This is a genomic window from Corynebacterium sp. AOP40-9SA-29 (assembly GCF_052377405.1).
GTDB lineage: Bacteria > Actinomycetota > Actinomycetes > Mycobacteriales > Mycobacteriaceae > Corynebacterium.
The window spans coordinates 40,162-65,659 of sequence record NZ_JBQSWR010000009.1; the positions used below are offsets into that span (position 1 = coordinate 40,162).

The window sequence follows — 25,498 nt, forward strand, 5'->3', positions numbered from 1 at the left end:
GGTGTTCACCTCACCGCCGCCGGAACTTTCGGGGACAATGGGTTACCGGAGAACAACCGGACGGGAAGGCAAGTGAGGGTATGGCAGAGGCACAGGCGGGATCAGGGGTACGGGTCACGCGCGACGGCACCGCGCCGGGAGTCGGCATCATCACGCTGTGCCGTCCGGAACGGCGCAATGCGCTGGACGCGGACGTGTGCGTGGCCATCGCCGAGGCGGTGGAGGGCTTTGTAGCGTCCTGCTCCGCCGATAACGCCGACGACCCCGTGCGCGTGATCCTCCTGCGTGCCGAGGGGCCCGCCTTCTGTGCGGGCGCGAACCTGAAGGGCGGGGTGTACGCCACCGACTTCTTCGGCAGCCTCGAACGCATGCTCCGGGCAATCACCGAGGCCCCGGTGCCCGTGGTCGCCGACGTGCAGGGCCCGGCGGTCGGCGCGGGCTGCCAGCTCGTGCTCGCCTGTGACCTGCGGGTGATGGGCCCGAAGGCGCGGGTGTGGGTGCCGGCGGTGCACCACGGCTTCAGTCTGGACCGCTGGACGGTCGCCCGCGCGGTGGAACTGCTCGGCGGCTCCGTGGCGCGCAATGTGCTGATCGCCGGGGCGCAGGTGGGACAGTCCATGGCCGTGTCCACCGGGTTCGCCATCCTCGGCGGGCCTGCGCACGATGCCCTGGAACTGGTTCGCACCATGGCCGGCCAGGCGCCGATGCCGATGCACTACTTCAAGCTGGCGTTGAACAATCCCTCGCCGGATGAGGAGCTCGCCGGGGAGATCGACCGGCTCGGCGGGTCCTGCTGGCTCAGCCGCGACGCCGCGGAGGCGCGTCGGGCCCGTGAGGAGAAGCGTCCCCCGGTTTTCGAGGGACGGTAGGTTTTCGAGGAAGGTAGATGGCGGTGTCCCAGAACATCGGCGGTGCCCTGACCGGGCTGAGTTCGGCGGAGGTGGCGCAGCGCGTCCGTGAGGGCAGGACGAATGAGGTCGGACGCAGTACCGGCCGCAGCGTGTGGCAGATTATCCGCGCGAACGTCTTCACCCGCGTCAACGCGATCCTCGGCGTGCTGTGCGTGATCGTGCTGTCCACCGGATCGTGGATCAACGCGGCGTTCGGCCTGCTGATCATCGCCAACTCGGCGGTGGGAGTAATTCAGGAACTGCGCGCCAAGCGCACGCTGTCGAACCTGCGCATCGTCGGGGAGACGCAGCCCAGCGTGCTGCGCGACGGGGAACGCCGCACCGTGCACCAGTCCGAGGTCGTGGTGGACGACCTGATCGTGGTGCGCACCGGCGATGAGATCGTGGTCGACGGCCCGCTGGTGGCCGTGGCCGACAGCGGCTTCTCCGTCGACGAGTCACAGCTCACTGGTGAAGCAGACGCGGTGTCCAAGCAGGTCGGCGACGAGGTGCTCTCCGGATCCTTCGTCTCCGCCGGCACCGCGGTGTTCCGCGCCGGACGGGTCGGGCAGGACGCCTACGCCGCCCAGCTCGCCGCCGAGGCCAGCGAGTTCTCGCTGACCGACTCGGTGCTGATGAGCGGCATCAACTCCATCCTGCGGGTGATCACCTGGCTGCTGATTCCCACCGGCGTACTCACGATCTGGACGCAGCTGGTGCGTTCCGGCACCGGCGTGCGCGAGTCGATCCTGTCCATGGCGGCGGCGATCGTGCCGATGGTCCCCGAGGGGCTGGTGCTGATGACGTCCATCGCCTTCGCCGCCGGGGTGGTGCGCCTCGGCAGGTACAAGGCGCTGGTCAATGAGCTCGTCGCGATCGAGGGCCTGGCCCGGGTGAATACGGTGTGCACGGACAAGACCGGCACGCTGACCACCAATGAGATGGAGTTGGACGGCGTCTACGCCGCCGACGGATCCGAGGCGTCGCCCGCGGCGCGCGAGGCCTTGGGCCGCCTGGTGGCGTCCCAGCAGGACCGCAACATCACCGCCGAGGCGATCCTGGCGTCCTACGGGGACGCCATTCCGGAACCTTTCGCGGGCACCGAGATCCCCTTCGGGTCGGCGTGGAAGTACTCCGGCGTGCAGCTGGAGGACGCCGCCTGGATCCTCGGCGCGCCGGACGTCCTGCTCGCCGACGGGGTCGCCGCGGCGACCGCCCGCGAGCTCGGCGACCGGGGGCTGCGCGTCCTGGCGTTCGGGCGGGTGGACGGCACGCCAGGGCAGGACGTGCCCACACTGCAGGACCCGGCGCTCGTCGCGCTTGGCCAGCAGCTGCGCCCCGACGCCCGCGAGACGCTCGACTTCTTCGATACCCAAGACGTGGACCTGAAGATCATCTCCGGGGACAACCCGGACTCCGTGGCCGCCGTCGCCCGCGGTGCCACCGACCACGAGCTACATGCCGTGGATGCCCGTGATCTCGACGAGCTGTCGGAGGAGGACTTCGACGCCGAGGTCGCCCGCGCCAACGTCTTCGGCCGGGTGCGTCCCGAGCAGAAGCAGCAGATGGTCGGCTCGCTGCACCGCGCGGGGCGCACGGTGGCGATGACCGGCGACGGGGTCAACGACGTGCTGGCGTTGAAGAAGGCCGATATCGGCGTGGCCATGGGGGCGGGCGCCCCGGCGACGCGCAGTGTGGCGCAGCTCGTGCTGCTGGACAACCGGTTCTCCGCGCTGCCGCGGGTGGTGGGGGAGGGGCGCCGGGTGATCGGCAATATCGAGCGGGTGGCGAACCTCTTCCTCACCAAGACCGTGTACTCGGTGGTGCTGGCGCTGGTGGTGGCGGTGCTGGGCATGTCCTTCCCGTTCCAGCCGATCCACGTGACCATCACCGGCTGGTTCACCATCGGGATCCCGGCGTTCATCCTGGCCTTGGCGCCGAATAACGAGCGCCCGCGGGACGGCTTCCTGCGCCGCGTGCTCGCACTGGCCGTGCCGTCCGGCGTGCTTGTCGGCGGCATCGCCGTGGCGATGTGGATCGTGGTGTACCCCGGTGGCGACGCCCCGGCGATCGAGCGTGCGCAGGCGGGCACAGCGGTGCTGTTGGCGCTGATCGTGATGGGGCTGTGGGTGCTGGGCATTGTGGCCCGGCCGCTGGTGTGGTGGAAGGTGCTGCTGCTGGTGGGCTGCGTGACCGGCTACGTGCTGCTGTTCACGGTGCCTTTCCTGCGCGAGCTGGTGCTGCTGGAGCCCGGCAATACCGGCCTGATGCTGACTGGTCTGGTGGTCGGCGCGGTGGGCTGTGTGGCGATCGAGGCGGTGCACCGGCTGGTGCAGTGGTGGGCGCGTAGGACACAGGAAATGCAGGAAGCCAAGGAAACACAGGAAACACAGGAAATGCAGAGTGAGGAGGCCGTCGATGCGTGAGCCGCAGGAGGTCGCGCGTGAGCGCGCGGAGGAGTTGCCGGGGGCGCGTCCGACCGCGCCCTTCGGCCCGGACTGGGAGGTGCACAAGGTGCACGGCAAGGTCTTCATGCTGCTCACGGAGGTCACCGGTGAGCCGATCGTGATCCTGAAGTCCGACCCGGTGGAGGCGACGGCGCTGCGGGCGCAGTACGGGCTGATCACGCCGGGGTACCACATGAATAAGCGGCACTGGATCACCCTGAAACCGGGGAACGGTGAGGGGCTCGAGGGTCTCGAGGAGGATCTGGTGCGCGAGCTGGTGACCGAGTCCTACCGTCTGGTGGTGGCCAATAACCTGCCGCGGAAGCGCTGGCCGATCGACCCGGAGACCTTCGGTAAACCGGGAAAAACCCAAAGTAGTTGACACGTCATCTACTTTGGGTAGATCATGGGGACATGGACTTCGGAATCTTCACCATCGGTGACGTCACAGCGGACCCCACCACCGGACGCACCCCCAGTGAACATGAGCGCATCGCCGCCACCGTCGAGTACGCGAAAAAGGCAGAGGAGGTCGGCCTCGACGTCTTCGCCACCGGCGAGCACCACAACCCGCCCTTTGTCGCCCCGGCGAACCCGCCGATCCTCATGGCGCACCTGGCGGCGGTGACCGAGAATATTCGCTTCTCTACCGCCACGACCCTGATCACCACCAACGACCCGGTCCGTCTGGCCGAGGACTACGCCTACGCCCAGCACCTCACCGGCGGACGCATCGACCTGATGATGGGCCGCGGCAACACCGGCCCGGTGTACCCCTGGTTCGGCAAGGACATCCGCCGGGGCATCCCGCTGGCCGTGGAGAACTACCACCTGCTGCGCCGGCTGTGGCGCGAGCAGGACGTCTCCTGGAAGGGCGAGTTCCGCACGCCGCTGCAGAACTTCACCGCCACGCCGCGTCCGCTGGACGACGTCCCGCCGTTCGTCTGGCACGGCTCCATCCGCTCCCCGGAGATCGCCGAGCAGGCCGCGTACTACGGCGACGGCTTCTTCCACAACCACATCTTCTGGAACATCGAGCACACCGCCCAGATGGTGAACACCTACCGCGAACGCTTCGAGCACTACGGCCACGGCTCAGCCGACCAGGCGATCGTGGGCCTGGGCGGGCAGGTCTTCATCGGCGATACCGAGCAGAAGGCCAAGGAATTCTTCCGCCCCTACTTCGACAACGCCCCGGTCTACGGCCACGGCCCCAGTATGGAGGACTTCACCCGCATGACCCCGCTGACCGTGGGAACGGTCGACCAGGTCATCGAGCGTTACCTCGGCTACGCCGATGCCGTGGGCGACTACCAGCGCCAGATGTTCCTCGTCGACCACGCGGGACTGCCGAAGGAGGTCGTGATGGAGCAGATCGAGATCCTCGGCACCGAGGTCGTCCCGGTGCTGCGCCGTGAGCTCGAGGCCAGGCGTCCTGCGCACGTGCCGTCCGGGCCGCCGTCCCACGCCTCCCTCGTGGCCGCGGGAATGGACGACCCCTTCCACGACGTTGACCCCGTGAAGGAGAGGAGCACGAAGTGAGCAATCTGGAGAGCGGGCCGGGCAACGGTCCGGGCAAGGTCCGGACGCTGGTCGTCGTCAACGCGGGGCTGAGCAACCCGTCGAGCACCCGCGACATCGCCGTGCGTGTGGCGGACGCCGCGGTCGGTGCTGGTGCTGCACGTGGGGCAGTGGGCGCAGCCGTCGAGATCGTGGACCTGCGCTCGCTGGCCGGTGACCTGGCCACGTTCATGACCACCATGATCCCCACTCCCGAGCTGGACCGTGCCCGCGCACTCGTCTCCAGCGCAGATGCGCTGATCGCCGCCACGCCGGTCTTCCAGGGCAGTTACGCCGGACTGTTCAAGATGTTCTTCGACACCCTGGAGAAGCATTCGTTGCGGGGAGTGCCGGTCAGCCTCGTCGCCACCGCCGGCACACCGCGGCACTCGATGGTGCTGGACTACGCCATGCGCCCGCTGCTGTCGTTCCTGCAGGCCACGGTCCTGCCGACCGGTGTCTTCGTCGCCACCGGCGAGTTCGGCGAGGCCGGGTCCGACGGGGAGGACGGCGACCTGCAGGAGCGCATCGCCCGCGCCGGGCGTGAGCTCGCCGCCGAGTTGGGTACCGGGGTGGTGGGTGGAACCGCGGCTCCCGCCGCCCCCTCCTCTGATGACGCCACTGACGACGCCGACACCAGCGGTATCGGCGGCTTCGAGGCCCTGCTGAAGGCGCACTCTGGGGTTTAGCGCCAGTGAGCCGAGGAAACCCGGTGTGCTCGTCAGCCCACCACTTTTTTCATCAGGCTCTCCATCGGGCCGGGCTTGTTTGCACGTTCCAGTAGAACAGCGAGGATGAGCGACACCAGCCACGCGGCCGTCGCCACGCCGAGTGCCCCCAGGGCGCCGACCGGCAGGCCGAGTAGATCGGACTGCAGGGCGACGGCGACGAGCACCGAGTTGAGTAAGTAGAAGGTCAGGGACCGCTTACCCATCGCCATGATCGCCGAGGGAACACGCTTCGAGGCGGCGACTATCTTGTCGCTGAACAGGGCGAACAGAGCGACATAGCCGGCACCGCCGGCGACCCCGGTGAGGATCTGCAGGGAGAATACGAGACCTTCGGCGGCCCACGGGACCTCCACGACGTTCAGCATCACCAGGACAGACGGCACCGCGCCGAGGACGGAAGCGGTGACTCCGCCGACCGCGATCCGGGTGAGCAGCGGACGGTTCCGGTCAGGTTCTTCCAGGAGCCGCGCATTGGCCGCCATGTACCCCAGGACCACCAGAAGGATCAGCGGGTAGGTTACCGCGAGGAAGAAGGGGTTGAACGGCACCCCGACGATCCGCTCGATCCAGTCTTCTGCGGTGGAGTAGCCCGGCATCAGGAATCCGTCGGGATCCTCCTGATGACCGAAAGCTTGGAACATCATTCCTACGGTGACCGTGACCAGGTAGAACGCCCCGGTGATGACGGCGGCCCAGGCGAGTGTCCGCTGGGAGCGGAACAACAGCCACCCGGTCAACAGAATCGCTAGTCCGTAGGAGGTGAGTATCTCCCCGGGGAAGACCAGCACGGCGTGGACGGCACCGACGGCCAGCAACATCCACGCCCGTCGCCGTAGCTGGAACACGGTGTCGAGCCGGTCCACGTTGCGCTCGCGTTGTCGACGCACCGTCCAGGCCAGACCGTAGCCGAAGAGGATGGCGAACATGGGGAAGGCGCGGTTGTCCAGAACTATGGTCGACATGGCCGTCGCCGCACCGTCCCACCAGGGTTGACCGGTGGTGACCGCGCCGAAGCCGAGCCCGGCATACACCATGGCATAGGCCATGGCGATCAGCAGCAGCATTACGCCGCGGGCCAGGTCGGGGGCGGGGATGCGCCGGTTCGGCTCTGACGGGAGTACCTGTGGTGTGGGACGTTCGGTCGTGAAATCGTCGAGCAATCCGGGTGCGGAGTGTCCGGCGAAGTCTGTGGAGCCCCGGACCCCTACGTCTGGAATGTCGTAGCAGCCGTAGCCTGCGGCCGTCATCGCGGAGACGGTGCGCAGCCCCAACCTGCGCTGTAGGGGTGACTCCTTGATCGCGATTGTGCTCACTGCGTCTCGGCGAAGGACGAACGTCGCGCGATTGAATAGTCCCACCCGGACCACCAGGTAAGGGCCGACGATCGCATGGCCCAAGGTTCGGTACGCGATGACCGCACCGGTCAGTGCCAACGCCCAGAAGGCGAGGGCGGCCGTGATGCTCCAGGCGGGGAGGGTGCTGGTGCTAACCACGATCCCCAAGACCGCCGCGACGGCGAGGCTGAGAAGTGTGGCCCACCACAACCGACGGAACAACGCGCTGCGAGGGTGGCGCCGCAACGGGGTATCGAGCAGCGAGGCATCCTCACCCAGGACGGCGGTGGCAGTTCGGCGAGCGAGGTCGCGGTGGACGCGCGGAAGAATCGCTGCAGGATCAGACATGGAGTTCACGTCAAGTCCGGTGGTGATGACATGGGTGTCGGTGACACCCAGCCACCGCCAGACGAGGGGCTCGGCGAGCTGCACTCCGCGGATGCGGTTCTCGTCCCGGTTGACCTCGCGGGTGGTGAACAGCCCTTGTCGGGTACGTAGTTGGGTTCCCTCGGGCCCGGGGACCCGGGCGAGCTCGAACTTCCAGAACTCGGTGAAGAAGTTGATGGTGAGGCCGACCCACCCCAGCAGCGTCACGCCGACTATCACGACGACGGCAACGCCCAGCCAGCCCAGCGACCCCCAGTCATAGAGACCGTCGACTAGGCCGACGAGGTCGACCCCGACGGCAGTGAACAATCCGAATGCACCGGCGATGAGACCGAGGGCCATCAGGTAGGCCCACACGTTGAACATGTTGTAGATGACCCAGCGAGGGTTCATCGTGGCGAACACCCGCTGGGGCCGTTCATCGGGTTCGTCGTGGGCCTCGTCTGAGGTCTTGTCCGAGGCCTCGTCGTGCAGAGCCTCGGGCTGCTCGGGTGCAGTCGTGGGGGAGTTGTTTTTCGTCGGGCTCAATAGCTTGGACTGCAGGGTGAGTGCGTCGTCGGCGGACAGAGCGTCGAGGGTAAAAGCGGACTCGCCGGCTGCGGATTGCTGGCCGGCACCGACCTTGACCATCCTCATGCCCGACAAGCGGTGGCGTAGTTTGGCCTCGACGTCCACACTGCGGATGCGTTCGCGTCGCAGCGAGCGGTGCTGCCGGTAGACCACTCCGCTGCGCAGTTCGATGTGTGTGGAAGTTACTTGGTAGCGGGTGAAAATCCAGCGTAGTGCGTCCGACACAGCGGTGAAGATGCCGAAGGCGGCGATGGCCACCAGCGGCCAGGCGATGTCGGTGATTCCGTCGTCGGCGATGACCAATGTGATGAGCATGGGTGACAGGGATAGGACGGTGAGTACCAGGTCGACCCAGATCACCCGTGGGCTCAGGCGGCTCCATGTGAACGTGAGATCTGAGGCGCGGTCACTCATGTCGCGTCGCCTGGGGTGAGCTCGGCTATCTCGGTGAGCTTGAGGGCCACCCGGTCAGCGGTGGACTTGGCCAGCCCGCTGATCTCCACTGCACCGGACGATGATGCCGTGGTGATCTTCAGGGTGGATAGCCCGAGGATCTGCTCCAGTGGGCCCTGGGTGGCGTCCACGGTCTGCACCCGTGACAGTGGGGCAGCCCGCCATTCACGTACCAACCATCCGGTGCGCGCGTAGACGGCGGTTTCGGTGGTTTCCCAGCGGTGAACGCGGAAGCGCCAGAATGGTTCAACGAACAGGCCGACCAGCCAGAACAAAACGACGAGAACAACTGCCAGGGGAACGAATCCCCTGAGGGACTCGAAGAGCCAGGCGAGGGCGGCGATGACGACGAACGCCAGAACTGCGATCGCGGTCGACTGCAGCATCCACCAACCGATCGCTTTGCGGGCTATCGGGTGGGCGGGTTCGCGCAGTAGCGTTCGGGTTGGGTCGGTCACGACACTTCCTTTCTGATCGCGTGCCGGATGAAGTCCTTGAGGGTGTCGATTTCGTCGGACAGATCCTTTCCGGGGTCATAGGCCCATGAGTTAATCGTCCCGTCGATGCAGCGCAGGACGATGTTGGCGACGCTGACCGGGTCGAAGTCGCGCAGTTGGCCATCCTGTTGGCCGCTCTCCAGAATCTCCGCGAGGCCGTCGACCGTCTGCTGGCTGTCCTCGTCGTAGCGTGAGGAGCCGTCGTCATTTCGGTGGTTGGCCATGATTGCAGCCATCGCAAAGAACTCGGTGGGATTGGACGTGAAGAACTCAAGCTGTGTGCTCACCCAGGCATTCACCTGTCCTACCCCGGTCGGTTCAGCGAGGATGCGGGGCTCCATGTACTCCCAACCGCGGACAAAGTAGTCGGTGACCATCTGCTCGAGCATTTCGTCCTTGTTGGTGAAGTGATAGGTCACCACGCCCTTGCTCACCCCTGCCTGTTTGGCGATGCGTGCGAGCGATGCCTTGGCGAAACCCTCGTTTGCTACGACCTCGGCCGTGGCCGTGAGAATCTGCGCGCGCCGCGCACGCTCGATGAACGACTGTCCATCTGGTCCATTTTTGGTCGACATGGTTCAAGATTAAACCAACTGGTCTAAAGCGGCAATATGCCCAGGAAATTCTGGGTGCCGGTTTCTGGCACTCTTGGGTCTCAACGCCGTGGATTTCCGTGGCGACGACGCCCAAGGAGACGCCACCGTGCACGCAGCAACTACAGCGACCGCATCGAGAACCCTGCTGCGACGACTGCTCCCGGCCCTGCTGATCTTGCTGTGGCTCGCGGTCGCGGCCATCGGCGGCCCGAAGTTCGGGGAGATCAGCGAGGTCGCCACCAACGACCAGTCGTCCTTCCTGCCCGAATCCGCCGAATCCACGCAGGTCGGCGAGCGGCTGGCGGACTTCCAGGACTCCGGCTCCGCCCCGGCGATCGTGGTGCTCACCGCTCAGGACGACACCTCCCTGGACCCCGCGACCCTGGCCGGCCTGGCTGATCTGCCCGACCGTCTCATCGCCGCCGTCGACGGGCTGGGGGAGGGCACCGGCACCGAGGCCAGCCCGCCGATCCCCTCGGAGGACGGTGAGGCGGTGCAGCTCATCGTCCTGCCGCCGGAGAACGTGGCCCCGGCGGACGCCGTCGACGCCCTGAACTCAGCCTTGAACTCAGCCCTGAACGAAGCTCTCCCGGACACCCTGGACGCCCGCATCACCGGCCCCGCCGGGTTCAGCGCGGACCTTTCGGAGGCCTTCGCCGGTATCGACGGCCTGCTCCTTCTCGTTGCCGTCGCCGCGGTGCTGGTGATCCTGGTGCTGGTGTACCGCTCGCCATTCCTGCCGTTCATCGTCCTGCTGAGTTCGATGGTGGCCCTGTGTGCCGCGGTGCTGGTCAACGTGGCCCTGGCGCGCTCCGGGGTCGTGATGATCAACGGCCAGATCCAGGGGATCCTGTTCATCCTGGTCATCGGCGCGGCCACGGACTACGGGTTGCTCTACACCGCACGCTACCGCGAGGAACTGGGACGTCACCCGGACGCCTGGTCGGCGACGGTGGCGGCGTTGCGTGGCACGTGGCAGCCGGTGCTCGCCTCCGCGGCGACGGTGAGCGCGGGGCTGCTGTGCCTGCTGCTGTCCGACCTGGCGTCCAACGCAGGGCTCGGACCGGTGGCCGCGGTGGGCATCGCTGCGGCGTTCCTCACCTCGTTGACGTTCCTGCCGGCGGTGCTGGCGCTGCTGGGGCGCCGGGTCTTCTGGCCGCGCGTGCCGCACGACACGCACAACACGCAGGACGCACCGGACGCCGCAGCGTCCGGCGGTGGTTTGTGGCCGCGCGTCGCGGGCGTCGTCGGACGCTACCCGCGCCGCATCGCCGCCGGCGTCGGCGTCGTCCTGGTGGCCGGGTGTGCTGGTCTCTTCGCCCTGGACGCCGACGGCGTGCCCACCAGCGATTACGTGATCGGGCAGAGTGATGCGCGCGATGGGCAGAGCGTCCTCGACGAGCACTTCCCGGCCGGTTCCGGAGCACCGACGTACGTGCTCACACCCGCCGGGAACCAGGACGAGGTGGAGTCGGCGGTGGCAGCGCTGAACGGTGTGGCGTCGGTGGACGCCGCCGGCGCTGACTCCCCGGAAGGACGCACCGAGGTCGACGGAGACGTCTTGCTCGAGGTCACGCTCGCTGACTCCCCGTACTCCGATGCGGCGGAGGACACCGTGCGCGAGATCCGCGCGGAGGTCGGGGACTTCGGCGCGATGGTCGGCGGGACGACCGCCACCGAGCTGGACACCAAGGAGACCTCCGTGGCCGACCGCACGCTGATCATCCCGATCGTGCTGCTGGTGATCACGGTGATGCTCGCGCTGCTGCTGCGCGCGGTGGTCGCACCGCTGGTGCTGCTGGCCACCACGGTGCTGAGCTTCGGTACGGCGCTGGGCGTGGGGGCGGTGATCTTCTCACTGGTCGGGTTCAGCGGGTCTGATCCGTCGGTGCCGCTGTATGCGTTCGTGTTCCTGGTGGCGTTGGCGATCGACTACAACATCTTCCTCATGACGCGGGTGCGCGAGGAGTCCATGGTCCACGGCACGCCCGAGGGGGTCAGTCGCGGGCTGGTGAGCACCGGTGGGGTGATCACGAGTGCGGGTATCGTGCTGGCCGCGACCTTCGCCGCGCTGCTGGTCATCCCGATCCAGTTCCTGGTGCAGCTGGCGATCATCATCTCCCTGGGTGTGCTGATCGACACCTTCCTGGTGCGCTCCTTCCTGGTACCGGCGTTGACGCACATTCTCGGCGATCGGATCTGGTGGCCGGGGAAAACCGGTAGGGTGCGTGGACATGAGCCGCACAGAACTGGTGACCATGCTGATCCTGCCCGAGGTGGAGCAGGAGGTGATCACCGAGCTGGAGCGACGCCTGGGGCGTGACGTCGGGGTGGTCTTCACCGACGGGGACCAAGAGGACACCGCTTCCCTGGTGGAGCAGTGGACCATCGAGCACCCCGGACAGCCGGTGGGGCAGCGGCGGATACGGACGATCGGTTCGGGTGTCACGGGCTTCACAGATTCCGAGGCGCAGCAGGTGGCTGAGGCGGTCGTGGACATCATCTGCCCGCACGCACGCGAGGAGGAGCGCCAGCTTCAGGCGGGCGAGCTGTTCGAGGTGACACCCGACGAGATCCCGTGGTCGGGGCACACGCTGTTGTGGGAATGAGAGAAACCGCCGGTCGTCGTGACCGGCGGTTTCTCGGGGAGTGCCCCAGGGCAGATTCGAACTGCCGACACCCGCTTTAGGAGAGCGGTGCTCTATCCCCTGAGCTACTGGGGCGCACCGCAACAGTGTACCGTGCCGGGGCGGCGGCGTCGGAAACGAGGTAACCCGAGGTACCTCAGCGGGCTTCCGGTGCCTCCTGAGCCGCGGGTTGTTCCCGCTTCGGCCCGATCACCGGGGCCAGCAGCGGGAAGATCAGCACGGTAAGCGCCCCGCCGGCAACGAGCAGGGATGCCTCGTCCTGCCCGATGATCCCGGACGAGGTGGCCACTCCAGTCACGGCGACGATGATCGGCAGGCCGGTGGCCGAGTACAGCGACATCTCGAACTTCTCCCGCCAGCCGGTCAGTCCCGACCCGGTGTTGGTCCACAGTTCGCGCAGGAAGATGGGCATGCCGCGGGCGATGAAGATCGTCGGGACGATGGCGAGCACGAACCACGTTTTGTCGGTGATGACTCCGGTGTCGATGGCCATGCCCGAGGTCACGAAGAAGACCGGGATGAAGACGCCGTAGCCGATGGTCTCCATCTGCTCCTCCAGCCCCGGACGGTAGGCCTCCGGCACGATCTGGTGCAGGATGATGCCGGTGGCGAAGGCACCGAGCACCACGTCCAGGTCGAAGACGGCGGCGACGGCCATCAGCACGGCGAGCATGAGGACCACCGAGCGGATCACGGTCTGGTTCGTCGAGCCGGCACCGTCGCGGATCGCCCACCCGATCCACGGGGTGAGCGTCCGGACCGTCCTGGGCAGCAGGGCGACGACGATGGCGACGACGAAGAAGGCGGCGAGCACCGCGGCGCTGGCCCACGTGGTGCGGGCCGACAGCAGGATCGCCATGGCGATGACCGGGGCGAGTTCGCCGATCGCGCCGTGGATCATCACGCTGTCGCCGACCCGGGTGCCGCTGAGACCGTTCTGTTTGAGGATCGGCATCAGTGTGCCCAGTGCAGTGGAGGTCAGGGCGATGCCCAGCACGATGGAGACTCCGATGTCTCCAGAGGTCAGCAGCATTGCCGCGCCGAAGCTGAGCACCAGGCACATCGCCCAGGTCAGCAGGGCGTGGCCGCCCTGGCGGGATTTGAGCATCGCCGGGTTGATCTCCATGCCGGCGAGTAGGAAAAGGAAGCCAAGTCCGAGTTCGCGCAGCAGGTCGACGGCTTCGCCATCCGTGGCGAGTTCGAAGCCGAAGGGGCCGATCACCAGTCCGAGGATGAGCAGGAAGACGACGGCGGGGACGCGCTTTCCGGTGAGGAAGGCGAGGACGGGGGCGAGGAGTCCGGCTCCGGCGATCCAGGCGAAGGAGACGAGGGCGTCTGTCATGTTGCTGAGCCTACCGGCCCGTTTCTCTTGGGTGGAAACGGATGTCGGCGGACCGAAAACACCGCCGCCCCCTCCCCGTGTGGTGTGTGGGGAGGGGGCGGCGGCGGTATGTGGTGTGTGGTGCGCGGTGTGTGGTGACAGTGGTGGTGTGCCGGTGGTGGTGTCGCTGGAAGGTTGTGGCTTAGTGCTCGACCACGGCCTCGACGCCGACGCCGGTGAGGGAGCGGACCTCCATCTCGGCCTGCAGCTCTTCCTTGTGGTCCGGCTTGCCGAGGTAGGTACCGACGATGCCGGCGAGGAAGCCGAGCGGGATGGAGATGATCGCCGGGTTGGTCAGGTCGATGAGAGACCAGTCAGAGTTGGCGAACATCGCCGTCGGGGTACCGGAGACGGAGTTCGAGAAGAACAGCACGACCAGGGAGGAGATGAGACCCACGTAGATCGAGGCGACCGCGCCGGTGGTGTTGAAGCGCTTCCAGTACAGGGAGTACAGGATGGTCGGCAGGTTGGCCGAGGCGGCGATGCAGAAGGCCAGGGAGACCAGGAAGGCCACGTTCTGGTCCATCGCCAGGATGCCGAGGATGATCGAGGCGATGCCGATGACGACCACGGTGATCTTGGAGACGCGGACCTGCTCGGCCTCGCTGGATTGCCCGCCACGCAGCACCGCATCGTAGAAGTCGTGGGCGACGGAAGCCGAGGCGGTGATGGCGAGGCCGGCGACCACGGCGAGCACGGTGGCGAAGGCGACCGCGGATATCAGCGCCATGAAGACCGATCCACCGAGTTCGAAGGCGAGCAGCGGTGCTGCGGCGTTCGCGCCACCCGGGGCACTCTCAATGCTGTCCACACCGACGTAGGCGGCGGCAGCGAAGCCCAGGATCAGGGTCAGCAGGTAGAAGCCGCCGATCAGGACGATGGCCCAGGTCACGGACTTGCGGGCCTCACGGGCGGTGGGCACCGTGTAGAAGCGCATCAGCACGTGGGGCAGGCCAGCGACGCCGAGGCACAGGGCCATGGCCAGGGAGATGAAGTCGAGCTGGCCCATCAGGGAGCCGCCATACTTCATTCCGGGCTCCAGGATACCGGCTGCGTTCTCGGTGCCGGCCTCGGTGTGGTTGTCGATCGCCATCTGCAGCAGCTCGGAGAAGTTGCCCTTGACCATAACCATGATGATCACGGCCATGATGAACACACCGGTGCACAGCAGCACGGCCTTGATCATCTGCACGTAGGTGGTGCCCTTCATTCCGCCGATGAGCACGTAGGCGATCATCACGGCACCGACGATAGCGACGACGGCGGCCTGGGCAGGCTTCTCGTGGATGTCGAGCAGCACGGAGACCAGTGAGCCGGCACCGGCCATCTGGGCGATCAGGTAGAACAGCGACACGAACAGTGTCGCGAAGGAGGCGGCCATTCGGACCGGACGCTGCTTCAGACGGAAGGACAGCACGTCGGCCATGGTGAACTTACCGGTGTTACGCAGCGGCTCGGCGACGAGCAGCATGGCGACGACCCAGGCGACGAAGAAGCCGATTGAGTAGAGGAATCCGTCGTAACCGTTCAGTGCGATCGCACCGACGATGCCGAGGAAGGATGCCGCGGAGAGGTAGTCGCCGGCGATGGCGAGACCGTTCTGCGTGCCGGAGAAGCTTGCGCCACCGGTGTAGAAGTCCTTGGCGGAGTCCTTCTGCTGGGACTTGCTGGCCCGGGTCACGATGTACATCGTGATCACGATGAAGCCGACGAAGATGGCGATATTGAGGATGGGGTTGCCCGCATCCGCCTGGGCAAGGAGATGTGTCTGCATGTTTTCTCTCAGTTCCGTGTCAGCGGGGCTTACGCCGGGGTAGTGCCGGTCTCGGCGAAGTCACCGGTGCGCTCGAGGCGGTCACGCAGTGCTGCGGTACGCGGCTCGAGCTCACGGTCGGCGTACTTCACGTAGGCGTAGGTGATGGCGAAGGTGGTCACGAACTGGAGCAGGCCCAGGATGATTCCGACGTTGATGTTGCCCCAGACCTTGCCAGCGAAGAGGTCGGGGGCGAACATGGCGAGCAGGACGTACGCTGCGAACCAGAGCAGCGCGCAGATCGTCACGGGGAAAGCGAAGCTACGCTGCTTTTTGCGGAGCTCCTGGAACTCGGGGCTCTTCTGCGCCTCGACGAACTCCTCGGGGGTCGGTGTGTGCCGGAGGTCGGGTGTCGACATCGGCTCCCTTTCTGTCAGTGATAATGGTCACAGCCGCGCTGTGGATGGGTGTCAAGTTACAGAACCCAAGGAAGCCATTTCAAGGCCAAATGTGACTGGGCGGGGGCGATGAACGCAGTGCACCCCCGCTTGTCGTCCTGACATGCGCCTAAGCAGGAGACAAACGGGGGTGGGTACTGGGAGGGGTGCGTCGCAAATGTGCGGCAGGCCCTCCCTAAGTGTTTCCGAAAATATGTGCTTATGGGTGCACGCTGTCGTTAACCGATCTCGGCGAGCTTCGCTCGGACATCGTCGGCCGGCGGGTTGGTGGCGTGCGTGCCGTCGGAGTACTTCACGGTGGGCACCACGCGGTTGCCGTCGTTGACGGACTTGACCCACTCGCCGGCATCCGGGTGCTCCTCGACGTCGATACGCTCGTACGGGGTATCGGTGGCGTCCAGGTCAGCGGTGAGCTGCTTGCAGAAGGGGCACCAGGTGGTGGTGTACAGGGTGACGGACATGGGATTGCTCCTTGATTACTTGCTGTTCGTGTTCGTGTATTCGCAGATACGGTAGCGCAGCGGGTCTTCCCCGGTCAGGGCGGTGCCCTTCGCCGAGTCCAGCCACGGGCCGTCGGTGACGGTGAAGGAACCGTCCTCCAGCGTCGCACGCATGTCGGGTGCAGCGACGGTGAAGCGCTCCGGTGCCCCACAGGCGATCTCGGTGACCACCACCCGGTCGGCGACCGGCAGGCACTGGCGGTAGATCTCCCCGCCGCCGAGGATCCACACCGTGGGCACTGTGGACGCGTCCGCACCGGCGACGCGGTAGGCGGCGGCGATGGCCTCGGGGATCGTCGCGCACACCGTCCCACCCGGGGCGTCGTACGAGGTATTGCGGGTAATCACCACGTTGTCGCGTCCGGGGAGGGGACGAAAGCGCGGGTCCAAGGCCTCCCAGGAGATCCGGCCCATCACCACCGGTGCGCCGACCGTGGAGTTCTTGAAGTGCTCCAGGTCCTCCGGCAGGTACCAGGGCATGTCGGTGCCGTCGCCGATGATGTTGTCGGTGGTCTGCGCCCAGATCATCGCCACCTCGACGTCGTCGGGCAGCCCGGCGGCGCGCAGTGCGTCCCTGGTTAGTGCATCCCTGCTCTGTGCGGTCTCGCTCATGCTGACTGTATCGTCCTTCCTCACACCGCCACCGGGGCCTTGATGCCCGGGTGGGGGTCGTAACCGTCCACGGAAATGTCGTCGAAGGTGTAGCTGAACATGTCGGCCGCCTTCGTCAGCGACAGCGTGGGGTAGGGGCGCGCCTCCCGGCTGAGCTGGCGTTCCACCTGCTCCACGTGGTTGTCGTAGATGTGGCAGTCGCCACCGGTCCAGATGAACTCGCCGACCTCCAGGCCCGCCTGCTGGGCGAACATGTGGGTCAGGATCGAGTAGCTGGCGATGTTGAACGGCACACCCAGGAACATGTCCGCACTGCGCTGGTAGAGCTGGCAGGACAGCTTCCCGTCCGCCACGTAGAGCTGGAACATCAGGTGGCACGGCGGCAGAGCCATGTTGTCGAGCTCGGAGACGTTCCACGCCGAGACGATATTGCGCCGCGAGTCCGGGTTCTGCTTCAGCGTCTCCAACGCCGCGGCGATCTGGTCGACGTGTGCGCCGTCCGGGGTGGGCCAGCTGCGCCACTGGACGCCGTAGATGGGCCCCAGGTCGCCGTTGTCATCGGCCCACTCGTCCCAGATGCTCACCCCGTGCTCGTGCAGCCAGGACACGTTGGAGTCCCCGCGCAGGAACCACAGCAGTTCACCCACGACGGACTTCAGGTGGACCTTCTTGGTCGTGATCAGCGGGAATCCCGCCGACAGGTCATAGCGGATCTGGCGGCCGAACAGGCTGCGTGTGCCGGTGCCGGTGCGGTCGCCCTTGGCGTTGCCGTCGGCGAGGATCTCGGCCAGGAGATCCTCGTAGGGCGTGGAGATGGGGGAGGTGGAACTCATGGTGTCCAGAATAGGTGTCGGTGGCGCTGGTGGCACCCGGCGGGTCACAACACCTTGCGCAGCGGCATCAGGGCGATCTCGGCGACACGGGACAGCGGGTGCTCATCGCGCCAGGACGTGGAGTTGACCGTCTCGCAATGCTCGATGTCCGCGGTGAAGATCTCCTCCAGCGTGGCCGCGAAGTCCTTGTCCGTCACCTCCATGTTCGTCTCGTAGTTGAACGACAGCGACAGTCTGTCGATATTCGCCGTACCCACCGTGGACCACTCGCCGTCGATGGTGGCGGTCTTGGCGTGGATCATCGTGGTGGCGTACAGGTGCAGGGTGATGCCGTGCTCCAGGATCTCGCCGTAGAACCCCCGGCTCACCCAGTCGGCGATCATGTGGTTGGACTCCTTGGGCACCATCAGCCGCACGTCCACCCCGCGGTCGGACGCCCGGTAGAGCGCCTGCAGGATCTGCTGGTCCGGGATGAAGTAGGGCGTGGTGATCCAGATGTGATCGCGGGCGCGCTCGATGGCGGTGAGGTACATATTGCGCAGCGGGTACACCAGCTGCACCGGCAGATTCGCCACGACCTGGATCCGGGAGTCCCAGCTGTCCGGGGCGGTCCAGGGGATGTCCCCACCGTCCGGCCACTTCTGGTTCCACACCCGGGTCACCGCGTTGCGCAGCCCCCAGGTCTTCGGGCCGACCTGGCGCACGTGGGTGTCGCGCCAGTGCCCGGCGAACTCGGAGCCGATGTTGTAGCCACCGACGAAGCCGGTGTGATCGTCGACGACGAGGATCTTGGAGTGGCACACCCCGGTGGTGCGCACCGGGGCGGTCCACAGTTTGCGGGTGACCACGGGCAGGCGGGCGACGTGGACCTTGTCGGAGAAGTTGCGGTAGAACGAGCGCGGCACCACGAGGTTGCCGAGGCCGTCGTAGATCACGTAGACATCCACGCCGCGCTCCGCGGCGGCGTTGAGCGCCTCGATGAACGCCAAGCCGTCCTCATCGTTCTTCCACATGTAGTTCTCCATGACGATGATGTCCTCGGCGCTGTCGATGGCGTCGACCATGTCGTCGTAGAGGCTGCGACCATCGGTGTAGACGGTCATCTCGGAGTCGCCGACGGTGGCGGAGAAGGTGCCCGGACGTGGGGCTTCACGCTGCTTGCGCCCCTGGCGCCGGACGAGGTCAGCGGTGAGTGCGGGCAGGGCGGCGGCCGCGGCGAGCGCGGCGGCGCCGCTCACGGCGAGGCCACCGTAGGTGGCGGCGGTGCGGGCGGAGATCATCCCACCGAGTGTAGAGAAGTCGGGAGAACTACGCGGTGGTGTACGAGCCGTTCTCCGCGGTGAAGCGGGCGACGGCGGCGAGGATGTCCTCGGCGACGTCGGGACGGCAGATCAACAGGTCGGGGAGGTAGGTGTCCTCGTTGTTGTACTTCAGGGGCGAGCCGTCGAGGCGGCTGCAGTGCAGGCCGGCGGCCTGGCAGACACCGACCGGGGCGGCGTTGTCCCACTCGTACTGGCCGCCGGCGTGGATGTAGGCGTCATTGTCGCCGAGCAGGACGCTGATGGCCTTGGCGCCGCAGGAACCCATCGTCGTGAGCTCCACGCCGAGCGCCTCGGCAACGTAGGGGGCCACGTCCGGCGTGCTGTTGCGCGAGATCACGAAGCGGTTCGTCGGCGCCCCGGCGACCGCGCGGGATTCCGCAGAAGTGAACACCTGCCCCAGGTCCGGCATACCGACGGCGGAGACGGTGACGGTGCCCTTCACCGCCAGGGCGATGTGCACGGCCCAGTCCTGGCGCACGCCGGCGTACTCGCGGGTGCCGTCGAGCGGGTCGATGATCCACACCCGGTCTTTGCCGAGCCGGGAGAGGTCGTCGGTGGCCTCCTCGGAGAGGACGGCATCGTCCGGGCGGTGCAGGGCCAGGGACCGGGCTATCCAGTCCTGGGCGATCGCGTCACCGGCGGCACCCAGGTCTCCGCCCCGCAGAAGTCCCACGTTGCGGACCCCTTTGAGGATCTCTCCGGTGCCCTGGGCAAGGCGACCGGCAAGGGTCTCGTCGTCGATGAAGCGCGTCATGGGTACCTATTGTAATCGCAGAGGCGTGGAGAGACAGCGGAAAGTGTCGTGAAGTCTGCCGACTATGCCGGAGCAGGGGTTTTGCGTGCCACAATTTTCATGTCCGTGCCGCGTGGTTGACTGGTGGGCATGACAGACGCCCCCGATCCGCTGGACCGTTTCTCCGCCCCGGTCGCCGCCTGGTTCCGTGAGGTCTTCACCGAGCCGACGGTGGTGCAGTCGCAGGCGTGGGACGCAATCAGCCGCGGCGACAACGCGCTGGTCGTCGCCCCGACGGGTTCGGGTAAGACGTTGGCGGCATTCCTGTGGGCGCTGTCGAGGCTGACCTCACAGGGGCTGATGAGCGGGGCGCAGGACGGTGCCAGCGCGAGCGCCGGCACGCGCGTGCTGTACATCTCCCCGCTGAAAGCCCTGGGCGTGGACGTGGAGCGCAACCTGCAGGTCCCGCTCGCCGGTATCGCGCGCACCGCCGCGGCGTCCGGCGCCGACATCGCGCCGGTGCGCGTGGGCGTGCGCTCCGGCGATACCCCGCAGGGCGAGCGGGCGAAGATGCTGCGCACCCCGCCGGACGTCCTGATCACCACCCCGGAGTCGCTGTACCTCATGCTCACCTCCAAGGCGGCCGGCACATTGCGCGGGGTGGACACCGTGATCATCGACGAGGTCCACGCCGTGGCGGGCACGAAACGCGGCACCCACCTGGCGCTGAGCCTGGAGCGGCTCGAGCAGATCGCCGAGAACCCCGTGCAGCGGATCGGGCTGTCCGCCACGGTGAACCCGGTGGACACCGTCGCCGCTTTCCTCGGCGGGGACCGCCTTGTCACGGTGGTCAACCCGCCGACCACCAAGTTGTGGGATGTGCGGGTGCGCAGCGTGGTCGAGGATTTCCGCGACCCGCCGGCGCTGGAGGACGTGGCGGCCGCGGCGGGGGAGAGCTCGGGAGACGACGCGGATGCAGTACCGTTCGACGAGGCACTCGACGGCCCGTCGTTGATCGGCGAGGGCGTTGGCGGGGTCACCGACGCAGGAAGTGGCTCACGGGTGGCGTCCGGCGTGGACCGCGAGTCCGCGCTGCCGCAGCAGAAGTCCGTGTGGCCGCACGTGCAGCGGGCGATCTACGAGCAGGTCATGGACAACCGTTCCACCCTGGTGTTCGTCAACGCCCGGCGCACCGCCGAGCGGCTCACCGGCGCGCTCAACGAGATGTGGGCGATGGAGCACGACCCGGACTCGCTGGCCCCGCCCACACGCCGCGACCCTGCCCAGCTCATGGCGCAGTCCGGGGCGGTGCCCGGCGCCCCGCAGGTCATCGCCCGGGCGCACCACGGATCGGTGTCCAAGGATGAGCGTGCCGATATCGAGGCAGCGCTGAAGGACGGTTCGTTGCGGTGCGTGGTGGCCACCTCGTCGCTGGAGCTGGGCATCGATATGGGCCTGGTCGACCATGTTGTGCAGGTCGGGGCGCCGCCGAGCGTGTCTTCGGCGGTGCAGCGCTGTGGGCGCGCCGGGCACTCCGTGGGTGCGGTGTCACGCGCCACGATCTACCCGCTGCACCGGGCGGACGCGGAGGTGGCGACCGTGATCGTGGACCGGATGCTCGCCGGTGATCTGGAGCCATTGAGGGTGGTGGCCAATGCGTTGGACGTGCTGGCGCAGCAGACCGTCGCCGTGGCTGCCCAGGCGGCGGCGCAGGTGGGGGCGAAGGTTGGGGATAGCGACGGGACGGTGGACGTGGAGGACTGGTTCCGCATCGTTCGGCGTGCCCACCCCTACGCCGCCCTGCCGCGCGAGGCCTTCGACGGGGTGCTGGAACTGGTTAGCGGCCGGTACCCGTCCACCGACTTCGCCGAGCTGCGCCCCAAGGTGGTTTACGACCCCGCGACCGGGGCTTTCGAGGCGCGTCCCGGTGCCCAGCGCACCGCGGTGACCTCGGGCGGGACGATTCCCGACCGTGGCCTGTTCGGCGTCTTCCTCCCCGCCGACGGCGATGCGAATACCGGTGGCCGGCGTGTCGGTGAGCTCGACGAGGAGATGGTCTACGAGTCGCGGGTGGGCGACGTATTCACCCTGGGGGCGTCGTCCTGGCGGATCGCCGAGATCACCCGTGACCAGGTCATCGTTACCCCGGCGGCCGGGCACACCGGGCGCCTGCCTTTCTGGGTGGGCGACGCCGAGGGCCGTCCCGCCGATCTTGCCCCGGTGCTCGGCGCCGCGCGTCGCGGTTGGGGCAGGGGAAAAGACGGTGACCTGCGCGGCTCGGACTTCCTGGACGACAACACCCGGCGCAATCTCGACGACTTCTACGCCGGCCAACGCGAGGCCACCCAGGTTGTGCCCGATGAGCGCACCATCTTGATTGAACGTTTCCACGACGAGGTCGGCGACTGGCGCGTCGTTGTCCACACCCCCTGGGGACGCTCGGTGAACGCGCCCTGGGCGCTGGCGATCGGCGCGGAGCTGTCGCGGCGCTCCGGCATCGACGCGATGGCCGTCGCCGGCGACGACGGCATCGTCCTGCGACTGCCCTATACCGAGGACGCCCCGGGCGCGGAGCTGCTCACCGGTGGGGCCGGTGGTGGTGCAAGTGGTGGGGCAGGTTCAGACGCCGCGCCGGTCGTCGCCGAGGTCACCGACGCCGTCGGATCGTCCGCCCTGTTCGCCGGGCGGTTCCGCGAGTGTGCCGCGCGCGCCCTGCTGCTGCCGCGGCGCAACCCGGGCAAACGTCAGCCGTTGTGGCAGCAACGCCAGCGCGCCGCCCAGCTGCTGGACGTCGCTCGCCCGCACCCGGAGTTCCCGATCATGGTGGAGACCATGCGCGAGTGCCTGCGCGATGTCTACGACCTGCCCGCCCTGGAGGAGGTCGTCGCCGCGGTGGGTACCCGTGCGATGCGCGTCGCCGAGATCACCACCGAGACCCCTTCGCCTTTCGCCGAGTCCCTGCTGTTCAGCTACACCGGGGCATTCCTCTACGAGGGCGACTCCGCCGACCGGGCCGCGGCGCTGACCGTGGATCCCGCCCTGCTCGCCGCAGTGCTGGGGGCACGTGGTGAGGGCCTGGTGCTCGACCCGGACGTGGTCGCGGAGGTCGTCGACTCGCTGCAGTGGCTGGCGGAGGGACGTCGCGCCCGCACCGCCGAGCAGGTCGTGGACATGCTGCGCGCCCTGGGGCCGCTGGCACCTGAGGAGGTGGGCCGACGTGTGGACCCGGTCGAGAGAGAGACGGTGATCGACCAGGTGCGGGGCATGATCCCGCGGCGGGTGTGCGAGGTCAACGTCGGTGGCGTGCCACGCTGGGCAGTGGTGGAGGACGTCGCCCTGCTGCGCGACGGGCTCGGTATTCCCGTGCCACCCGGTGTCGCCGCTGCGCGCGAGACGGTGGACGACGCGGTCGACCAGCTCGTCCTGCGCTGGGCGCGCACCCACGGCCCGTTCAGCGCTGCCGAGGTGGCCGCCGAGTTCGGCCTGGGTGTGGCCACCGCCGACTCGCTGGCCCGGCGGTGGGTCAGCGGTCGACGCCTGGAGTCCCATGAGAATAGGGGAGAGAACCAGGGCGGCAACCAGTACGTGGACGCTGGCGTGCTGCGTCGGCTGCGCGCGGCCACGTTGGCCAAGGCCCGCGGGGCACTGGAACCGGTGAGCGTGCAGACCTACGCCGCGGTGCTCGCCGACTGGCACGGCCTGGGTGTTGGGGAGCGCGAGGACCTGCCTGGGGTCATCGAGCAACTCGCCGGGGTGGCGTTGCCCGCCAGTGCCTGGGAGACCGTGGTGCTGCCCGCGCGCATCCCCGACTACCGCACCGGCGACCTGGACGACCTGGTGGCCGCAGGTGAGATCCTGGTGGTGGGAGCCGGGGCGACCTCGGCGACGGACCCGCGCATCATGCTGCTGCCCGCCGACCTGGCACCCCTGCTCGTGGAGGAGACGGGCGCCGATGAAGGTGCAGATGCTACGGAGGATCCCGTGGGACCGGTGGCGTCCCTGGTGCGCGACCGTGTCGGCGGGGGCGGGGCATTCCTCGCCGCCGAGATCGAACGCGGGTTGGGGGAGACCAGCGACCACGACGCGGTGGACTCCGCCATCTGGGAACTCTTCGACGCCGGGCTGCTCATGCCGGACTCCTTCGCCCCGATCCGGGCACGGTTGGCCGGCACCGGGATCACCGACCGGACCGGTAGCAGAGCCGGTGGGACCGGTTCCGGCGCGCACAAGGCACCGCGACGCAACCGCGGCCGCGGCACCACCCGACGACTGCGGATGGGACGCAGCACCTTCGCCCAGACCGTCGCGTCCCAGGAGGTTCGCTCGCGCCGGGCGGCGATGAATGCCCACGCCGGAGTACCCGGACGCTGGTCACAGGTGCCCGTGGCAGAGGGCGCGGCCGCCGAGCGCGCGATCGCCACCGGTGAGGCGTGGCTGGACCGCTACGCCGTGGTGACCCGCGGCGCGGTGATGGCCGAGCACACCGAGGGCGGATTCGCCGCGGCCTACCGGATGCTCACCGCCTGGGAGGACAACGGCACCGTGCTGCGCGGCTACGTGGTCGACGGACTGGGCGGGGCACAGTTCGCCTCCCGGGAGGTCATCGACCAGCTGCGCCGGGCCGAGGAGAACACCGCCTCCGGCGACGGGGCGGCCGCCCCGCGGCTGCTCGCAGCGTCCGACCCGGCGAACCCCTACGGAGCGGCGGTGCCCTGGCCGGACGTACCGGAGGACGCACCGCGTCCGACCCGTGGTGCCGGCGCCCTGGTCGTCCTGCGTGACGGTCGGCTGCTGGCGCACCTGACCCGGGGCGGGCGCACGGTCACCGTGTTCACCAGGCCCGGGCTGTCGGACGCTCCGACACCGCTAGACCCCGGCGACGTGGCCGGCGTGGTCGCCGTGCTGTCCGATGCGGTGCAGGCGGGCAGGCTGTCGCCGGTGACCGTGGAGCGTGTCAACGGGGTGGACGTGATGGGTGTGGCCACCGGCGTGTGGACCGAGGCCGGTGCCCGGTTCACGCCGAAGGGGCTGGTCGTGCGGTGACGTGGGGGAGGCTCAGCAACGGCGGGAGCGACGGTAAAGTGACAGTACAGATCCGACTACGGGCTGATAAACGGCTGTAAAAGCAAGCGAGGGGTTGCTTGCGATGCAAGGGAGGGGTGTCGTACGCTAATGGCGAGACCGCAGAAGTACAAGGACGTCGCACGTTTTCTCCGCGGTGCGGGGTGGAAAATGCAACGTCGAGGCAAAGGAAGCCATGAGGTCTGGGTAGGGCCGGATGGTGGGAGAATAGTTGTCCCCCACCACAGGGAAGTGTCTGCCGGGATCATCGGGGACATCGTAAGGAAGGTCCCCGGAGCCCCGGACAACTGGAAATGAGGCGTTGCATGAGTGTCAGCATTGAAGCGACGGTAGAGCGTGACGGCCGCTGGTGGGTTATCCGAGTGCCCGAATACGACATCAGTGGTCAGGCAGCTCGACTCTCTGAAGCGGAGTCGGTGGCGAGGGAAATCACGTCACTGTGGCTGGGCATCGAGGAGGAGGACGTCGTCGTGTCGCTGACACAGCGTGTGCCGGATGACGTCACACTGGCACTGCGACAGGCTGAGGAAGAGGGGCGTGCAGCCCGGGAGCTTGCAGCGCACGCAGCTTCGGTGAAGGCTGCGGCCGTGCGGCGGTTATTGCAGACTGGCATGCACCAGAACGAGGCCGCTGAATTGATTGGGGTATCTCGGCAACGGATTGCGCAGATCGCCCGTGCAGGGCAGGAGGTGTAGGCGCGGCGCGGCTCCG

Annotated in this window: 21 protein-coding genes and 1 tRNA gene; 10 read left to right on the top strand and 12 right to left on the bottom strand. The window is 67.6% G+C overall.

What is annotated here, in order from left to right; genetic code table 11:
• Nucleotides 1–80: 80 nt before the first annotated feature.
• Genes ACT3SZ_RS14135 through ACT3SZ_RS14155 form a run of 5 tightly spaced genes read left to right on the top strand, consistent with a single transcriptional unit; the run spans nt 81 to nt 5,586 of the window.
• Nucleotides 81–869 (top strand): enoyl-CoA hydratase, encoded by a 789-nt coding sequence (locus tag ACT3SZ_RS14135; protein ID WP_444619652.1) that lies wholly within the window; start codon nt 81–83, stop codon nt 867–869.
• Between the two features lie 17 nt (nt 870–886).
• Nucleotides 887–3,316 (top strand): HAD-IC family P-type ATPase, encoded by a 2,430-nt coding sequence (locus ACT3SZ_RS14140; RefSeq protein WP_444619654.1) that lies wholly within the window; start codon nt 887–889, stop codon nt 3,314–3,316.
• Nucleotides 3,309–3,719: an MmcQ/YjbR family DNA-binding protein gene (locus ACT3SZ_RS14145; RefSeq protein WP_444619655.1), complete on the top strand. Its 411-nt coding sequence runs from the start codon at nt 3,309–3,311 to the stop codon at nt 3,717–3,719. The genes ACT3SZ_RS14140 and ACT3SZ_RS14145 overlap by 8 nt, the downstream gene beginning before the upstream one ends.
• Nucleotides 3,720–3,751: 32 nt before the next feature.
• Nucleotides 3,752–4,879 carry an LLM class flavin-dependent oxidoreductase gene (locus tag ACT3SZ_RS14150; RefSeq protein ID WP_444619657.1) on the top strand — a complete coding sequence of 376 codons (1,128 nt, stop codon included), beginning with the start codon at nt 3,752–3,754 and terminating at the stop codon, nt 4,877–4,879.
• The gene (locus ACT3SZ_RS14155; RefSeq protein ID WP_444619659.1) at nt 4,876–5,586 is read left to right on the top strand and encodes a CE1759 family FMN reductase; all 711 of its coding nucleotides are present in this window, start codon (nt 4,876–4,878) and stop codon (nt 5,584–5,586) included. The genes ACT3SZ_RS14150 and ACT3SZ_RS14155 overlap by 4 nt, the downstream gene beginning before the upstream one ends.
• Nucleotides 5,587–5,618: 32 nt before the next feature.
• On the opposite strand, the gene ACT3SZ_RS14160 is transcribed toward ACT3SZ_RS14155, so the two are convergent.
• Genes ACT3SZ_RS14160 through ACT3SZ_RS14170 form a run of 3 tightly spaced genes read right to left on the bottom strand, consistent with a single transcriptional unit; the run spans nt 5,619 to nt 9,444 of the window.
• The gene (locus ACT3SZ_RS14160) at nt 5,619–8,333 is read right to left on the bottom strand and encodes a PH domain-containing protein (RefSeq protein ID WP_444619661.1); all 2,715 of its coding nucleotides are present in this window, start codon (nt 8,331–8,333) and stop codon (nt 5,619–5,621) included.
• The gene (locus tag ACT3SZ_RS14165) at nt 8,330–8,830 is read right to left on the bottom strand and encodes a PH domain-containing protein (RefSeq protein ID WP_444619662.1); all 501 of its coding nucleotides are present in this window, start codon (nt 8,828–8,830) and stop codon (nt 8,330–8,332) included. The genes ACT3SZ_RS14160 and ACT3SZ_RS14165 overlap by 4 nt, the downstream gene beginning before the upstream one ends.
• The gene (locus ACT3SZ_RS14170) at nt 8,827–9,444 is read right to left on the bottom strand and encodes a TetR/AcrR family transcriptional regulator (protein ID WP_444619664.1); all 618 of its coding nucleotides are present in this window, start codon (nt 9,442–9,444) and stop codon (nt 8,827–8,829) included. Before ACT3SZ_RS14170 ends, ACT3SZ_RS14165 begins: the two co-directional genes overlap by 4 nt.
• Nucleotides 9,445–9,571: 127 nt before the next feature.
• On the opposite strand from ACT3SZ_RS14170, the gene ACT3SZ_RS14175 reads away from it, so the two are divergent.
• Together ACT3SZ_RS14175 and ACT3SZ_RS14180 are read left to right on the top strand one after the other, a co-directional pair.
• Nucleotides 9,572–11,788 carry an MMPL family transporter gene (locus ACT3SZ_RS14175; RefSeq protein ID WP_444619666.1) on the top strand — a complete coding sequence of 739 codons (2,217 nt, stop codon included), beginning with the start codon at nt 9,572–9,574 and terminating at the stop codon, nt 11,786–11,788.
• Nucleotides 11,700–12,074, top strand: a complete 375-nt coding sequence (locus ACT3SZ_RS14180) for a hypothetical protein (protein WP_444619668.1) — start codon at nt 11,700–11,702, stop codon at nt 12,072–12,074. Before ACT3SZ_RS14175 ends, ACT3SZ_RS14180 begins: the two co-directional genes overlap by 89 nt.
• Nucleotides 12,075–12,115: 41 nt before the next feature.
• Here the strand turns inward: ACT3SZ_RS14180 and ACT3SZ_RS14185 are convergent.
• From ACT3SZ_RS14185 to ACT3SZ_RS14225, 9 genes are all read right to left on the bottom strand, one after another.
• Nucleotides 12,116–12,188: transfer RNA gene (locus tag ACT3SZ_RS14185), tRNA-Arg, on the bottom strand.
• A gap of 61 nt (nt 12,189–12,249) precedes the next feature.
• Nucleotides 12,250–13,455, bottom strand: coding sequence for a cation:proton antiporter (locus ACT3SZ_RS14190; protein ID WP_444619670.1), 1,206 nt, complete (start codon nt 13,453–13,455; stop codon nt 12,250–12,252).
• Nucleotides 13,456–13,636: 181 nt separating this feature from the next.
• Nucleotides 13,637–15,268, bottom strand: a complete 1,632-nt coding sequence (locus ACT3SZ_RS14195) for a solute symporter family protein (RefSeq protein WP_444619672.1) — start codon at nt 15,266–15,268, stop codon at nt 13,637–13,639.
• A 29-nt stretch (nt 15,269–15,297) separates the two neighbouring features.
• Nucleotides 15,298–15,666 (bottom strand): DUF485 domain-containing protein, encoded by a 369-nt coding sequence (locus tag ACT3SZ_RS14200; protein ID WP_444619674.1) that lies wholly within the window; start codon nt 15,664–15,666, stop codon nt 15,298–15,300.
• A gap of 257 nt (nt 15,667–15,923) precedes the next feature.
• Nucleotides 15,924–16,166: a mycoredoxin gene (locus tag ACT3SZ_RS14205; protein WP_444619676.1), complete on the bottom strand. Its 243-nt coding sequence runs from the start codon at nt 16,164–16,166 to the stop codon at nt 15,924–15,926.
• 15 nt (nt 16,167–16,181) lie between these two features.
• The gene (locus tag ACT3SZ_RS14210) at nt 16,182–16,817 is read right to left on the bottom strand and encodes a dihydrofolate reductase (RefSeq protein ID WP_444619678.1); all 636 of its coding nucleotides are present in this window, start codon (nt 16,815–16,817) and stop codon (nt 16,182–16,184) included.
• Nucleotides 16,818–16,837: 20 nt separating this feature from the next.
• A complete protein-coding gene (locus ACT3SZ_RS14215) occupies nt 16,838–17,650 on the bottom strand; it encodes a thymidylate synthase (RefSeq protein WP_444619680.1) in 813 nt (270 codons plus the stop codon).
• Between the two features lie 44 nt (nt 17,651–17,694).
• Nucleotides 17,695–18,930, bottom strand: a complete 1,236-nt coding sequence (locus ACT3SZ_RS14220; protein WP_444619682.1) for a phospholipase D-like domain-containing protein — start codon at nt 18,928–18,930, stop codon at nt 17,695–17,697.
• Between the two features lie 28 nt (nt 18,931–18,958).
• The gene (locus tag ACT3SZ_RS14225; RefSeq protein WP_444619684.1) at nt 18,959–19,726 is read right to left on the bottom strand and encodes a 3'(2'),5'-bisphosphate nucleotidase CysQ; all 768 of its coding nucleotides are present in this window, start codon (nt 19,724–19,726) and stop codon (nt 18,959–18,961) included.
• Nucleotides 19,727–19,855: 129 nt separating this feature from the next.
• Between ACT3SZ_RS14225 and ACT3SZ_RS14230 the strand changes: the two genes are divergently transcribed.
• The 3 genes from ACT3SZ_RS14230 (at nt 19,856) to ACT3SZ_RS14240 (ending at nt 25,482) form a co-directional block, all read left to right on the top strand.
• Nucleotides 19,856–24,748, top strand: a complete 4,893-nt coding sequence (locus ACT3SZ_RS14230; protein WP_444619686.1) for a DEAD/DEAH box helicase — start codon at nt 19,856–19,858, stop codon at nt 24,746–24,748.
• Between the two features lie 129 nt (nt 24,749–24,877).
• Nucleotides 24,878–25,084 (top strand): type II toxin-antitoxin system HicA family toxin, encoded by a 207-nt coding sequence (locus ACT3SZ_RS14235; protein WP_444619687.1) that lies wholly within the window; start codon nt 24,878–24,880, stop codon nt 25,082–25,084.
• Between the two features lie 8 nt (nt 25,085–25,092).
• A complete protein-coding gene (locus tag ACT3SZ_RS14240) occupies nt 25,093–25,482 on the top strand; it encodes a hypothetical protein (protein WP_444619689.1) in 390 nt (129 codons plus the stop codon).
• Nucleotides 25,483–25,498: the final 16 nt, after the last annotated feature.